This window comes from Pseudomonas sp. Ors-4-3C (assembly GCF_055755035.1).
Window position 1 is genome coordinate 2,797,104 of record NZ_CM146900.1, and the last position, 14,287, is coordinate 2,811,390.

Here is a 14,287-nt window from a genome sequence, read left to right on the forward strand (position 1 = left end):
TCGACCAAACGACAGAAATACGACTTGAAGCTACAAATCAGTTCGTATCAGCCTCGGCAACTCCACTATATCCCCCAACCTCTCCACCCCCAACCGCACCCTCTCCCCCCCCTGCTCAATCACCACCCCATCCCCCTCCACCGCCACCAACTTCACCCCAGGCCCCACCCTCTCCCCCTGCAAAAAACTCCGCGGCGGTCCATCGTTCAAACTCAAAATCGCCACCGCTCCGCGACTCCCCGCCATCACCCCGCTCACCTTGATGTCCACCGGCGCCGTCTGATTGGAAAACCACTGCAACGCCGGGCTGTCACTGCGCGCCGCGAGCATTTGCGGGGGGGCTGGTGGGGTGTGGGATTCGGCGGAGGTCAGGAGTAGCGACGACCAGGTCGCCACGCCGACCAGGGCGGCGAGCAGTGCGAGGGCCTGGACGGTTTGCGGGGGGGATATGCGGGTGGTGAGCATCATGGGCTGAATCTCCTTTTAGTCCCTGCTGACAGGCTACGCGGCAATTCTCACGGTTTTATTTCACACGTCTTACATGTTGGCCGTGCAGGATGTTTTTTTGGGACGGGGCAGGACGCAACGGAGCGCGCAACCGATGAATGTGGGTAAGCAACAGGGCTTTACGCTGATCGAGTTGATGGTGGTGCTGGTGATCATCGGGATTGCCAGTGCGGCGATCAGCCTGAGTATCAAGCCGGATCCGCTGCAGTTGCTGCGCAAGGACGCCGAGCGGGTGGCGCAGTTGCTGCAGGTGGCTCAGGCCGAGGCGCGGGCGGATGGCCGGCCGATTGTGTGGCTGAGCGATGGCAAGGGCTTTCGCTTCAGTCGGCGCAGTGACGGTGGTCGGGGTTTTGAGCATTTCAAGGATGATCCGCAGTTGCGGCCGCGCACCTGGCAGAGTCCGAAGCTGGAGGTGCGGGTGGAGCCGAAGCAGAAGGTTGTGCTTAACGCCGAGTGGATCAATCCGCCGCTGCGATTGACCTTGTCTGATGGGCTCAATCGGCTGAGTGTGCTGCGCGATGCCAGTGGCAGGATCAGTGTGCAATGAACGATCAACGGGGCTTTACCCTGATCGAGGTGATGGTCGCTATTTTGCTGATGGCGGTTGTCAGTTTGATTGCCTGGCGCGGGCTGGACAGTGTGACGCGGGCGGACAGTCATTTGCAGGCGAGCAGTGAACAAAGCGACAGTTTGTTGCGGGCATTGAATCAGTTGCAGCGTGATGTGGAGATGCGTGCGGGGATTGAATTGACTGAGCCGAAGAAGGTTGGCGTGGATGATGAGCCGCCGAGTGCACCGCCTGCGCTGACGGTGCGGAGCAGTGATAGCAAGGGGTTTCGGCTGGATATTATTCGCAGTGCGGCGGATCAGCCTGGGGCTTTGCAGCGGGTGCGTTGGTGGGTCAAGGGGGATACGTTGTATCGGGCGGTGGCTGAGGCGCGGAGTCGGTATCCGTTGCCGGCGCCGACTGGCGGGGTGGCGGTGTTGGATGGGGTGAGTGATGTGCAGGTGCGGGTTTGGGAGGTGGATAAGGGTTGGCGGCAGTTGAGTGGTAATCGGCGGGAGGATCCGTTGGGGTTGGAGGTTCGGTTGACGCGGGAGACGGCGCAGGGGGTGGAGCGGTATCGGCAGGTGATGGGGCCGCTGCAGTAGCTAGCATCACTGCAAAACTCTGTGGGAGCGGGCTTGCTCGCGAAGGCGGTGGGTCAGTTGATGATGATGTGGTTGAACGGGCGTCTTCGCGAGCAAGCCCGCTCCCACAATTGGATTGTGGTCTGGTCAGTTGGGGAATGGTTGGTTTGTGAGCTGTCATCGCTGGTAGAGGCCAGCACCCACAAGCCGGTAGATATTGGTCGGCTGTCGGGCCGTCATCGGGAGCGGGCTCACTCCTACAAGTGGATGGTATGCAGTCTGAGAGAGATGAGTTGGCTGGAAGGCCGCCTTCGCGAGCAAGCTCGCTCCCACAGGGGGTGGTGGGATTGGGGTTAGCTGAGGACGACGACGCCGCCGGGGAGTTCGGTGCATTTGACGCCGTAGGCGTCGCGGATCAGCAGGGCAACGCCGGCGAGTTGGTCGAGGCTGAAGCGGGCCTGGACGCGGCGTTGGCCGAGTTCGCGGTTGAGCAGCAGCAACATGCCGGGGCGGTAGCGGTTGATCTCGTCGATCATCTGGCTGAGGGTTGCGCCGTTGAACACCAGCACTTGTTGGCGCCAGTTCATCACCGCTGCGGTGTCGACGCTTTGCACTGCGCCCACTTGCTGCGCGTCGTAGGTCAGTTGCTCACCTGGCTGCAAGCGCAGGCTGCGACCATCGACATTGACGTCCACCGAACCATCAAGGCAAGTCACGCACACTTGCTGATCGGTGTTACGCAGGTTGAACCGCGCCTGACTCGCCCGCAACCACCCTCCTCCGGCCTGCATCGCCAATGGCAACCGCGCGGTCTGTACTTCGACTTCGCCGCTGACCAGCTCAAAACCTTGCACACCATCATCGTCAGAGCGCTGGTTGATACGGGTCTGGGTATTGAGCTCCAGGCTTACGCCATCGGCCGGTTCGAAACGCTTCTGCTGGCCGACTTCGGTGATGTAATCGGCGCCGAGCCCTTCGAAGCCACCGGGAATCGTTCCACGCACCAGCAAAAACGCCGCCGACGCCGCGATGGCGCCACCGAGAAACGCCCGGCGACCGAAGCGCCGAGGCGATTGCAGCATTTCAGCGGCAGGCTGCAGGTTGTGCCACAACACCTTGGCCTCTTCGAAAGCGCGGGCATGTTCGGCGCTTTGCGCGCACCAGTCGCGCAACGCCCGGGCGTCGGCCACGGTGGCGCGGCCGGAGGTCAGCAGGACCAGCCAGTCGTGGGCTTCGCTGTGCAGATTGTCGGCCGCCGATGGCTTGGCAGGTGTCAGTCGAAAGATGTTCAAACGCGCAGATTCTCAACGAATTGATCGGGCACTATTCAGAAGACGGTTTTCCGGCCCCGCGACCGAACCGCTGAAACACTTTTCTTTCCAGTTTCGCCGCGCAGAAGCCCAATGCAGCTTTGATTTCCTTCTCGACCATGCGTGTGGAGATGCCGAAGCGCTGGGAAATTTCCAGGTGCGGCGCCTCCTCCAGCCGCGCCGCGATGAAGATTCTGCGACGCCGCGCTGGCAGCTCGTAGAGGGCACTGAGCAGCGACTGGATTTCCTTCTGCCCACCGACCACTCGCGCCGGGTCCAGCGCCTCGTCGCCGATTTGCAGCAGCTCTTCGACTTCCTCGCCGGTGAGCAGGCGCGCATCGGCCTGACGGCGGTCGGCGGCGATGTTCAGGGCCATGCGATAGAGGTAGGCGTTGGGCCGCAGCAGGTTCGGCGGCGTTTCCATGCGGTCGACCCGCAGGTAGGTTTCGTGCAGCACGTCGTTGGCCAGGTCTTCCGAGCCGAGACGGCGGCGCAAGCGCACCCGAAAGTCCTCGTAGGACGTCAGGAACAGCTGGACCATCGAACCTTGTCCGGTGTCTTTCATCCCCCGGAAACTCCTTCCCATTTGGTGCATTCCATGCGTTTCCCTGACGACTCCGGTAACAACAGCAACGTGACCGGCTGACGCAACGCGCTGGGCGTCGGCCGGTCGATCCTGAGATTGCGAAAGCTCTCCACCAGCGCGGTATCGCGCCGTTCATCACCGGTCGAAGTGACCAACCGGTTGTGCTGCACCACGCCGTCACGCCCGACCCAGACCTGCAACACCGCGCGATAACTGCCCGGACGGGTGAGTGGCGAACGGCACAGGTTGCGCTCGATCGCCGCTTGCACGGCGGTGGCGTAGCTGCGACTCACAGCGGCGCTGGCCGGCGTGGTTTTATCCAGGGCCGACGGCACGTCCTCGACCTGCGCCACTTGCAAGGTAAACGCATCGTCGCGGGCATAACGCGCCATCAGGCCACTGCCGCCGAGCAAACGGCGCAAGGCGTCGGCAGCGGTGTATTCGCCATCGACCGCCAATGAGCGCCGGCCACGACTCAACTGACTGTCGACCAGCACTGCAACGCCCGTGGCATGGCTGTACTGATCCAGTGCCCGGGCCAGATCCTGCGCCGGGATGTGCAGCGTCATGCGCAAGTCGGCGGGCGCGGGTTCAGCTGTCGCAGCACTGCTCAACCAGCCAAGCAGCAGCCCCAGACTCACCCGGCGCACAAGAGTCGCTGAACGCTGAAGACCGTCCCTGGAACTGCCTCGCTGCACGGCTGACGTACCCCTGAAAACCGTCATCCTGATGGCTGTTTATGAATCTGGTGTGACGGGCGGTGCAAAAAAACCATCACGGGATTCGCGCGAGGCTTGCACTAGACTGCAATCAGAGAACGGCCGCTTCGGGCCGGCCAGGAGGCTTGCATGAAATCACTGTGGAAATTCGCCCTCGGCGGGCTGCTGCTGAGCGCCTTCGCCAGTGCCCACGCCGAACAGCCGCTGGGCTGTGTGGAGGTGACGGTGGGCGGCTACAAGGCGCCGAATTACGACTGCCTGAGTCAGCAGATGGGCAACAACCCGGAAGGGGCTGCCGCCGCGGAAAAGAATCAGGAAGCACTGAATGTGCCGGTGAACAAGCGGCCACCGAATCAGGTTGGCCTCGCAACCCCGGCCGCGACCAGTACACGGATGGGGAATACGTTTGGGACGTCAGTCAAACCACAGCGCCCACCGAATTAGGGAAACATCAAAGTCAAAAGATCGCAGCCTTCGGCAGCTCCTACATGGGATCGAATGTAGGAGCTGCCGAAGGCTGCGATCTTTTGATCTTCAGTCACTTTGGAGCTGACGAAAGCTCACCGCCCACCAAACTGAAGACCAAACTTTGTGGCGAGGGAGCTTGCTCCCGCTGGGGTGCGCAGCGCCCCCAAATCTGCCGAACCGGTTTTAACTGACAGACCGCATGCAAAGGTTTTGCGACTGCTGCGCAGCCGAGCGGGAGCAAGCTCCCTCGCCACAGGGTTTTGTGCAAGTCAGTCGCTTGGGGTTTGGCGAAAGCTTACTGCGAGGCGATTCCAGCTGTTGATCGTGGTCACGGCCATGGTCAGATCCACCAGTTCCGCCTCACTGAATTGCGCTTTGGCCGACTGGTAAACCTCGTCCGGCACATGACTTTCCGCCAACAGTGTCACGGCCTCAGCCCAGCCCAGGGCGGCGCGTTCACGGGGATTGAAAAAGCCGCTGTCACGCCACACCGCGATCGCATACAAACGCCGCTCACTCTCCCCGGCCCGCCGCGCGTCCACCGAATGCATGTCGGTGCAGAACGCGCAGCCGTTGAGCTGCGAGGCGCGGATCCTGATCAGTTGCAACAGCGGCGCCTCGATGCTCAGGTCGCTGGTCAGCGCCTCCATGGCGATCATCGCTTTCATCGCCTTGGGCGATGCGTTGTAGTAGTCCAGACGCGGGGACATGGCAGGTCTCGGGAAGCGGAATGATGAGTTCACGGTAAGCGCAGAACTGCCGGAGTCACAGCCCCAATTCCACGAAAAACCGCCACACCACTGCCCTCAACCTCTACACAGATCCCCTGTGGGAGCGAGCTTGCTCGCGAAGGCGTCGTGTCAGCTACTAAAGTGTTGACTGACCCACCGCATTCGCGAGCAAGCTCGCTCCCACAGGGGGTCTAGGCCAATTTCGGGTTTTTGTGCTGCGCAACTACTGCCAATCACGCAACAGCGCTAATCTGGCCGACACCCCAATCGCCCCCCGGAGCCGCGTCGGTATGGAACTTCACGTCGTGATAAATGGCCGCAAGGACCTCGCCGGCCAGCTGTACAACCAGCTGCGCGGCGCCATCGAGTCCGGGCGTCTGGCCGCTGGTACGCAGTTGCCGCCCAGCCGTCTGCTGGCCGAGCAACTGGGGATCTCGCGCAAGACCATTTCCGACACCTACGCGCAGCTGACTTACGAAAATTTCCTCACCGGGGTGATCGGCAAAGGCACCTACGTCAACGCCCGCCCGGCGCAGATTCAGCGCAAGCAAAGCCACACCGAACTGGCCAGCGCCGAGGTGATCGAGCGCTGGCGCAATCTCCCGGTGTTTTTGCGCCACCCGTCGCTGGAAGGTTCGTTGCGCTATGACTTCATCGGCGGCGCCACCAGCAAGGGCCAGTTCCCGCATGACGACTGGCGCCGCTGCGTGTCGCATGCGATGCGCCAGATGGCCGGGTCCAAGGGCTTCTACAGCGTGCCCGAGGGTCTGCCGGCGCTGCGCAATGCGATTGCCCGGCACATCGCGTTTTCGCGCGGGATCAACTGTCAGGACGAAGACATTGTGGTGTGCAACGGCGCGCAACAGGCGCTGGACCTGATCACCCGCGTGCTGATCAGCCCCGGCAGTCGGGTGGCGATGGAGGACCCGGGGTATCCGCCGGCGCGCCTGCTGTTCGGCACCTACGGTGCCGAAGTGGTCGGAATCCCGGTGGATGCCGAAGGCATTGTGGTCGAACAGATTCCCGAGGGTACGCGGCTGATTTACGTCACCCCGTCGCACCAGTTTCCGCTGGGCATGCCGATGAGCCAGGCGCGCCGCGAGGCCTTGCTGGCCCGGGCGCATGAGCTGGGCGCGATCATCATCGAGGACGACTATGACAGCGAGTTCCGCTACGAAGGCCGGCCTACGGACTCTCTGTTCAGCCTCGATCAGCGCGGCATCGTCGCCTACGTCGGCACCTTCTCCAAGACCCTGCTGCCGGAGTTGCGCCTGGGTTACGCGATCCTGCCGCCGGCGATCCTCGAAGCGGTGATCCGCGCCAAACAGCTGACCGACCTGCACGCCTCGACCCTGCCGCAATGGGCGCTGGCCAAGTTCATCGCCGAAGGTTGCCTGCTCAAGCATATTCGCCGTTGCCACGCGATTTACGCCCAGCGCCGCGAGCGGATTCTGGCGCGCATGGCCACGGATCTGGCGCCGTGGCTGGAAGCGATACCGCCCAGTGCCGGGTTCCACATGGCGGTGCTGTGCAAGGTGCCGATCGACCTGCCGCTGGTGATCGAACTGGCGAAAAAAGTCGAGGTCGGGCTGTATTCCATCGATGGATTCCATCACCGGCAACCGGTGAAGAGCGGTCTGTACTTCGGCTTCGGTGCGATTGAAACCCTCGATATCGACACCGCTCTGGATCGCCTGCGCGACATTCTGCAACAAGTGGCGTGAATCATTGGTCTGGGCGATTAACCGCCGATTGGTTATTGGTGATCACGAGGTGCAGGCCTATTCTGCACTGGCGTTATCCCTCAATGAGCAGGATTCGTCCGGCCTGATTCAGGAGTGTGAGCAATGTCCAACGAAGTGATCAACACCGTCCAGGTGCGCGCCGCCGCCGGCCGTTCGGAAGAGCTCGGCCGGCAGTTGCAGAAGATCGTCGACACCCTGCGCCAGACACCGGGCTGCGACGCCTATATGGTCGACCGCTGCCCCGAGGACAGCCAGCGCTGGACCGTGAGTGCGCGCTGGCAGTCAGAAGCGGCGATGCAGGCGCACTTCAACCGGCCCGAGGCGCAGGGGTTTATCGATCTGATCGATAGCCGGTTGGCCAATAGCGTGGATTTCAATAGCTTCCCAATCGTCTGATCTGACGCCTGTGGCGAGGGAGCTTGCTCCCGCTCGGCTGCGCAGCAGTCGCAAACCGGCCAATGTGATTCGTCTGAAGGAATCAGGTGCCAGGTTTTGGGGGCGCTTCGCGCCCAGCGGGAGCAAGCTCCCTCGCCACAGTTGTTTCTCGTCCGGCCTGAATTGGTCACCCGATCTTCCCGAATATTGGCCGTTTGAATACCCCGCCCCGCAGACTACTGTGATCACCACCCCCTCCTCCCACAGGTGATCCGCCATGAAAGCCCTGCACCTCTTCACCGCCGTTCTCGCCCTGTCCCTGTCTGCCGCTGCGCTGGCCCACGATCCGTCCGAGAAAGTTACGGTGCTGCAAGACCAAATGCTGAAAAACGCCCCCGGCAAGAAAGCCATGATGATCGAAGTCGATTACCAGCCCGGCCAATCGTCCATCGCCCACAAACACGACGGCACTGCCATGGCCTACGTGCTCGAGGGCGAAGTGATTTCCCAGGTCAAGGGCGAACAGGCGATCACCTACAAGAAGGGCCAATTCTGGTACGAACCGGCCGGCTCCGAACATCTGGTGTCGAAAAACGCCAGCCAGACCAAACCGGCGAAGTTGCTGGTATTCATGGTATTGGCCCCGGACGAGCAAGTGCTGATCCCCTTGAAAAACTGATGGTTGTTTGCACAGCCATAAATAAAAAGGCGCAAAACATCGTTTCGCGCCTTTTTATTTCCCCAGGCAATTAACCGATTCGACTTAAAGCAAATAAAACTATCGCACGATCATAAGCGGGGAAATTGTCAGGTTATTTACAGCTTGGCGGGTTTAGTCTGAGTTAACTGTCGTGCGCTCATCACAAACAGCCGCGACAACAATGACTTTCGACTGAAGTTGCTTCACGGGAGACTCACCATGAAACTTGCGTTTGCCAGCATCTTGGCGATATCGGTTTTAGCCTTGTCCGCCTGTTCAGTACCCACCGCGCCACAAGCGGTCTCGTCCCTCGATTCCCTGTTCACCCAACCGGTCGGGCGCAGCAGCGCCGCTCAGGTAAAAAGTGGTCCCGGCGTGTCGTTGGGCGTGGTCTACAGCCCAAGCACCCAGACCAACCGCGAATACCTGCGTAACTACCAGGCCAACGCCGGCACCGGTTTCGGCCAGAGCCTGCTGGTGCAGCCGATCCACGACGCCTACGTCGCCACCTCAAAACCCGACATGGCGGTGGACTGGGTCAAGGCCTCGCTGCAACGGCAGTTCGGCTCGGTGACGGTGTACCCGGACATGCAAAGCCTGCGTGCGGCTAACCCCGATGTGGTGGCGATCGTCGATACCCACAGCCAGTTGATCACTTCGCGCAGTTCCGATATCAAAGCCGATGTCAGTGCGGATTTTTATGATGCGAAGTTGAACTACATCGGTACGGCGAAAGGTTCGGAGGCGAAAGAGTTGACGCCCGTGTGGGCGGACTTCAAACGTTCGGAAGAGATCGTGGCCGATATCAATCAACAGGAAGATGTACAAGTTAGAGCCTTGCAGAAGTTTGACCAGTCGCTCAGTAATTTATTGACCAGGCCGACAGATAAAGTGTCGATGCTGGATAACAAACAAGCACATAAATTGTATTGATGCAAAAGGCCTCTTCGCGAGCAAGCTCGCTCCCACAGGGGGAATGCATTTCAAATGTGGGAGCGAGCTTGCTCGCGAAGGGGCCAGACCAGGCAACACAAAACCCACAGACATAAAAAAGCCCCGGCATCTCACGACACCGGGGCTTTCTCATTCAACCACTACTTACGCCAGTTCAAGCTCGGCATTCGCAGCAGCTGCAGGCACTACCGCTTGCCCACTCAACGCCAGGTCGAGCAGTTCGCGGTTGGCAACGGCGTACATGGCGTAGTCGGTGCCGCTCGCAGCACGGATTTCCACCAGCATGGCGCGCCAGCGCTCGATCATGCCTTCGTGCTGTTCCATCCACAGCGCCAGACGTGCTTCCACATCCAGTGTGCCGTCGCCCTGTTGCAGGACAGAGATGGTGATCGCACGTTGCTGCCAGTCCACATCGTCACGGAACGCTTCACGGGCCAGGGCCTGCCAGTTGTTTTCAACCGGCAGCGCGCTGATCTGGTGCAGGTACCAGGTGATGTCCAGCGCACTGCCCACGGCGAAGTAGGCCTTGGCCACTTCGGCAGGGTTCTGCCCGGTCACGTCGGAGGCTTCGATGATCGGCAGCAGGGTGTACAGGTGCGAGGTACCCGCCACCATACGCGCCAGCAACTCCGGAACACCGGCCGCGACGTAGGCCTGATAACGCGCCTGCCAGTTTTCGCGGATTTCGCCGCTCAGCAGTTCGTCGAGTTTCAGACCCAGCTCCTTGAGGTGCGGACCGAAGTGCGCCACATCACGGGCAGCGTTCTGCTCGTTGCGACGGGCACGCAGGAACCAGCGCGTAGCGCGACGGCCCAGACGCATCAGCTCGTCCATCAGCTCCAGTTGCACGTCAGCGCTGACCTGGTAGTCCAGCGCTTCAATCTGACGGAACCAGTGCGGGAGGTGGAAGATGTCACGCACGATCACGTAAGCGCCAGCCACGTTCGCCGGGCTCATGCCGGTCGACTCTTTGAGTCGCTGCACGAAAGTGATGCCCATGTGGTTGACCAGATCGTTGGCGATCTGGGTGCTGACGATCTCGCGCTTCAGACGGTGACGACGCATGGCTTCGGAGAACTTGCTGACCAGGGTCGGCGGGAACGCCGTTTCCATGTCGCGGGTCAGGTAGTCGTCGTCCGGCACCAGCGAGTTCAGCAGCTGTTCCTTGAGGTCGATCTTGCTGTACGAGATCAGTACCGACAGCTCGGGACGGGTCAGGCCATGGCCTGCCGCAACGCGCTCGTTGATCTGCTCTTCGGTCGGCAGGAACTCGATGGCACGATCCAGCTTGCCACGACCTTCCAGATCGCTCATCAGACGCTTGTACTCGGCAATGCGCTCGTAGGCACGACGCGCCGCCAGGGACAGAGCCTGAGTCTGCTTGTAGTTGTTGCCCAGCACCAGACCACCGACTTCGTCGGTCATGCTCGCCAGCAACTGGTTGCGTTGCTTGTCGGTCATGTCGCCGGCCTGAACCACTTCGTTCAGCAGGATCTTGATGTTCACTTCGTGGTCGGAGCAGTCCACGCCACCGGCGTTGTCGATGAAGTCGGTGTTGGAACCGCCGCCATTGAGACCGAATTCCACACGACCCAGTTGGGTCATGCCAAGGTTACCGCCCTCGCCCACCACTTTGCAGCGCAGCTCGTTGCCGTTCACGCGCAGTGCGTCGTTGGCCTTGTCGCCCACGTCGGCATGGCTTTCGGTGCTGGCCTTGACGTAAGTACCGATACCGCCGTTCCACAGCAGATCCACCGGCGCCTTGAGCAAGGCGTTCAGCAGTTCGGTCGGGGTCAGCTTGTCGGCCTTGATGTCGAAGCGTTCTTTCATCTGCGGCGAGATGGCGATGCTCTTCGCGCTGCGCGAGAAGATACCGCCGCCTTCGGACATGATGCTGGTGTCGTAGTCGGTCCAGGCCGAACGCGGCAGGTCGAACATGCGCTGACGCTCGACGAAGCTGGTCGCCGGGTTCGGGTTCGGATCGATGAAGATGTGCATATGGTTGAACGCGGCCACCAGTTGCAGCTTGTCGGACATCAACAGGCCGTTACCGAACACGTCACCGGCCATGTCACCGACGCCGACCACAGTGATGCTGTCTTCCTGAACATTGATGCCGCGCTCGCGGAAGTGGCGCTGCACGCCGACCCACGCGCCCTTGGCGGTGATGCCCATTTTCTTGTGGTCGTAACCGGCGGAACCACCGGAGGCGAACGCGTCACCCAGCCAGAAGCCATAGTCGATGGCGATGCCGTTGGCGATGTCGGAGAAGGTTGCAGTGCCCTTGTCCGCGGCCACAACGAGGTACGGGTCATCGTCGTCATGACGCACGACGTTGGCCGGCGGCACCAGCGCGCCGTCTTTCAGGTTGTCGGTGATGTCCAGCAGACCGGAGATGAAGATGCGGTAGCAGGCGATGCCCTCAGCCGCGATCTCGTCACGGCTGCCGCCCAGTGGCAGACGACGCGGCAGGAAGCCGCCCTTCGCACCCACCGGCACGATGACCGAGTTCTTCACTTGCTGGGCTTTCACCAGGCCGAGGACTTCGGTACGGAAGTCTTCTTCACGGTCGGACCAGCGCAGACCACCACGGGCAACGTTGCCGAAGCGCAGGTGCACGCCTTCGACGCGTGGCGAGTAAACGAAGATTTCGAACTTCGGTACCGGCTTCGGCAGCTCAGGAATCGCGTGCGGGTTGAACTTGAAGCTGAAGTACGACTTGTTCTGGCCGTTGGCATCAGTCTGATAGAAGTTGGTGCGCAGGGTGGCTTTGATCAGGTCCAGGTAGCGACGCAGGATGCGGTCTTCGTTGAGCACCTGAACGTCGTCCAGTGCGGTCAGAATCGCTTGTTCCAGACGCTGCTGCTTGTCTTCCAGATCATCGCTGCCCAGCTTGCGCGCCAGGTAGAAACGGGTCTTGAACAACCGGGTCAGCTCGCGAGCGATGTCGGTGTGGTTGTTCAGGGTGCTGGCGATGTAACCCAGGTCGAAGCCCAGACGAATCTGCTTCAGGTAACGGGCGTAGGCACGCAGCAGCGCGACGTCGCGCCATGGCAGACCGGCGGTCAGCACCAGACGGTTGAACGCATCGTTCTCGGCATCGCCACGGACGATGTGGACGAACGCGTCCTGCAGGGTGTCGTTGAGTTGCTGGATGTCCAGCTCCAGACCTTCAGCCGCGGTGAACGCGAAGTCGTGGATCCAGAACTCGCGGCCATTGGTGTGACGCAGACGGTACGGGAACTCGCCCAGCACGCGCAGGCCGAGGTTTTCCAGAATCGGCAACACGTCGGACAGCGCCAGCGGGGTATCGGCGTGGTACAGCTTGCAATGCAGCTCGCGTTGGCCGGACACCTGACCCAGCGGCTGATAGAAGCTCATCACCAGCGGATTTTTTTCGTTCAGGCTCAGCAGGTGCTGCATGTCGACCACGGCCGAATGCGCCGCGAAACGCTCGCGGTAGCCGGCCGGGAAGCCTTTCGGGAAGTCCGCCAGCACGTTGGTGCCGTGGGCTTCGCCGAAGCTTTCGACGGTCAGTGCGGCGTAGTCGTCCTGCCAGCTGCGGCAGGCCTGTACCACTTCTTTTTCCAGCAGCAGCGGGTCGATGTCGATGCGGTTCTTCGGATCGACGCGCAGGATCAGCTGCACGCGAGCCAGCACGGACTCGGAGAAGAAGGTCCAGAACTCGCAGTCGGTGGCCTTCAGGCGCTCCATCAGCACCTGCTGGATCTTCTGGCGCACTTCGGTGGAATAGATGTCGCGCGGCACGTAGGCCAGGCAGTAGCAGAAGCGACCGTATGGGTCTTTGCGCAGGAACACGCGGATCTTGTTGCGTTCCTGGATCTGCACGATCGACATCACGGTGCTGAACAGCTCGTCGACCGGGGTCTGGAACAGGTCATCACGCGGCAGCACTTCGAGTACCTGCGCCAGTTCCTTGCCCAGGTGAGCCTTGGACTGGAAGCCGGAGCGGCGTTCGATTTCTTCGACCTTGCGACGGATGAACGGAATGACCCGCACGCTCTCGCCATACACCGAAGAGGTGTACAGGCCCATGAAGCGGTGTTCCTTGATGACGTTGCCGTCGGCGTCGATTTCACGGATCGACACGTAGTCCGGGTAGGCAGGACGGTGTACGCGGCTCGGGTGCGCAGCCTTGGCGAACGACAGCAGGGTCGGTTCGCGCAGGTAGTTCACCGCGTAGTCTTCGATGTGACGGTCTTCGTCGGTCAGACCGGTGCGCAGCAGTTTGGTCAGGCCGAGGAAGGAATTCTGGTCGTATTCGATATGACCGCCATCGGCCTGATCGACAACGGTGAACTCTTCGTAGCCGAGGAAGGTGAAGTGGTTGCCCACCAGCCATTCCAGGAAGCTCTTGATTTCAGTCTTTTCGTCGGCATCGACGGCGAATGCGCTGTGATCGAGCTTGGTGAGGATCTCCTGCACCTTGGCCTTCATCGGCTCGAAATCAGCGACCGCGACGCGCACTTCACCGAGCACCTGCTCCAGCTCTTTGCTCAGCACATTGAGTTCGGCCGCGTTGGCGCAGCGGTCGATTTCCAGGTACATCAGCGACTCGTGCAGCACGCCTTCGCCGGTGCTGCCCTTCGGCAGGATTTCCAGCAACTCGCCCTTGCTGCCACGACGCACGCTGAGCACGGTGGTTTGCAGGGTGTGGATGCTGTAGCCGCGGCGGTTCAGCTCGGTGCGGACCGAGTCGACCAGGAACGGCAGGTCGTGGTGCAGCACCTCAACCGCGGTGTGGGTCGACTGCCAGCCATGACGTTCGTAATCGGGGTTGTAGACGCGCACTTGCGGTTGCGCGTGATCGAAGCGCTCAAGCAGGCGCCACGCAGAAAGAGTACAGCCAGCGAGGTCGGAGAGGCGACGTTGAGTCAGCTCGTCCAGGGAAATGATGCCGAAGAATTGTTCAGCAAACAGCGCCACTTGTGGCAGTGCCTGTTCACTGATGTGCTGCGCCAGTGCCGCTTGCAGTTGGTGCTGGAAGTCGGCTTTGCTGGCTGCGGTGAAGAACGCCATCTGTGGTACTCCGCTTGGGGC

The 14,287-nt window shown here is 61.2% G+C and carries 13 protein-coding genes; 7 read left to right on the top strand and 6 right to left on the bottom strand.

Annotated elements, in window-relative coordinates; genetic code table 11:
• Window positions 1–30: 30 nt before the first annotated feature.
• Window positions 31–468 (bottom strand): type II secretion system protein N, encoded by a 438-nt coding sequence (locus tag ACVHNU_RS12390; protein WP_473019862.1) that lies wholly within the window; start codon window positions 466–468, stop codon window positions 31–33.
• A gap of 133 nt (window positions 469–601) precedes the next feature.
• Here ACVHNU_RS12390 and gspH point away from each other — a divergent pair, with 133 nt between their 5' ends.
• Both gspH and ACVHNU_RS12400 read left to right on the top strand, forming a co-directional pair.
• Entirely contained in the window at window positions 602–1,054 is a 453-nt protein-coding gene (gspH, locus tag ACVHNU_RS12395) for a type II secretion system minor pseudopilin GspH (RefSeq protein ID WP_473019863.1), read from the top strand.
• The gene (locus ACVHNU_RS12400) at window positions 1,051–1,659 is read left to right on the top strand and encodes a prepilin-type N-terminal cleavage/methylation domain-containing protein (protein WP_473019864.1); all 609 of its coding nucleotides are present in this window, start codon (window positions 1,051–1,053) and stop codon (window positions 1,657–1,659) included. The genes gspH and ACVHNU_RS12400 overlap by 4 nt, the downstream gene beginning before the upstream one ends.
• A gap of 332 nt (window positions 1,660–1,991) precedes the next feature.
• Here the strand turns inward: ACVHNU_RS12400 and ACVHNU_RS12405 are convergent, their stop codons facing one another.
• The 3 genes from ACVHNU_RS12405 to ACVHNU_RS12415 are packed head-to-tail and all read right to left on the bottom strand — an operon-like array spanning window position 1,992 to window position 4,175.
• Window positions 1,992–2,930: a FecR family protein gene (locus tag ACVHNU_RS12405; protein WP_473019865.1), complete on the bottom strand. Its 939-nt coding sequence runs from the start codon at window positions 2,928–2,930 to the stop codon at window positions 1,992–1,994.
• Window positions 2,931–2,961: 31 nt separating this feature from the next.
• A complete protein-coding gene (locus tag ACVHNU_RS12410) occupies window positions 2,962–3,513 on the bottom strand; it encodes an RNA polymerase sigma factor (RefSeq protein ID WP_027613107.1) in 552 nt (183 codons plus the stop codon).
• A complete protein-coding gene (locus tag ACVHNU_RS12415; protein WP_045122491.1) occupies window positions 3,510–4,175 on the bottom strand; it encodes a secretin and TonB N-terminal domain-containing protein in 666 nt (221 codons plus the stop codon). The genes ACVHNU_RS12410 and ACVHNU_RS12415 overlap by 4 nt, the downstream gene beginning before the upstream one ends.
• A gap of 207 nt (window positions 4,176–4,382) precedes the next feature.
• On the opposite strand from ACVHNU_RS12415, the gene ACVHNU_RS12420 reads away from it, so the two are divergent.
• On the top strand, window positions 4,383–4,697 hold the full coding sequence (locus tag ACVHNU_RS12420; RefSeq protein WP_201137405.1) for a hypothetical protein: 315 nt from the start codon (window positions 4,383–4,385) through the stop codon (window positions 4,695–4,697).
• Between the two features lie 293 nt (window positions 4,698–4,990).
• Here the strand turns inward: ACVHNU_RS12420 and ACVHNU_RS12425 are convergent, their stop codons facing one another.
• On the bottom strand, window positions 4,991–5,431 hold the full coding sequence (locus ACVHNU_RS12425; RefSeq protein ID WP_473019866.1) for a carboxymuconolactone decarboxylase family protein: 441 nt from the start codon (window positions 5,429–5,431) through the stop codon (window positions 4,991–4,993).
• Window positions 5,432–5,742: 311 nt separating this feature from the next.
• On the opposite strand from ACVHNU_RS12425, the gene pdxR reads away from it, so the two are divergent.
• From pdxR to ACVHNU_RS12445, 4 genes are all read left to right on the top strand, one after another.
• Window positions 5,743–7,176: a MocR-like pyridoxine biosynthesis transcription factor PdxR gene (gene pdxR, locus ACVHNU_RS12430; RefSeq protein WP_473019867.1), complete on the top strand. Its 1,434-nt coding sequence runs from the start codon at window positions 5,743–5,745 to the stop codon at window positions 7,174–7,176.
• Window positions 7,177–7,299: 123 nt separating this feature from the next.
• Window positions 7,300–7,593: a putative quinol monooxygenase gene (locus tag ACVHNU_RS12435; protein ID WP_003225668.1), complete on the top strand. Its 294-nt coding sequence runs from the start codon at window positions 7,300–7,302 to the stop codon at window positions 7,591–7,593.
• 256 nt (window positions 7,594–7,849) lie between these two features.
• A complete protein-coding gene (locus tag ACVHNU_RS12440) occupies window positions 7,850–8,251 on the top strand; it encodes a cupin domain-containing protein (RefSeq protein ID WP_103520890.1) in 402 nt (133 codons plus the stop codon).
• Between the two features lie 240 nt (window positions 8,252–8,491).
• Window positions 8,492–9,205 (top strand): ATPase, encoded by a 714-nt coding sequence (locus ACVHNU_RS12445; RefSeq protein WP_473019868.1) that lies wholly within the window; start codon window positions 8,492–8,494, stop codon window positions 9,203–9,205.
• A gap of 165 nt (window positions 9,206–9,370) precedes the next feature.
• Here ACVHNU_RS12445 and ACVHNU_RS12450 read toward each other — a convergent pair whose 3' ends face one another.
• Window positions 9,371–14,266 carry an NAD-glutamate dehydrogenase gene (locus tag ACVHNU_RS12450; protein WP_473019869.1) on the bottom strand — a complete coding sequence of 1,632 codons (4,896 nt, stop codon included), beginning with the start codon at window positions 14,264–14,266 and terminating at the stop codon, window positions 9,371–9,373.
• Window positions 14,267–14,287 lie beyond the last annotated feature (21 nt).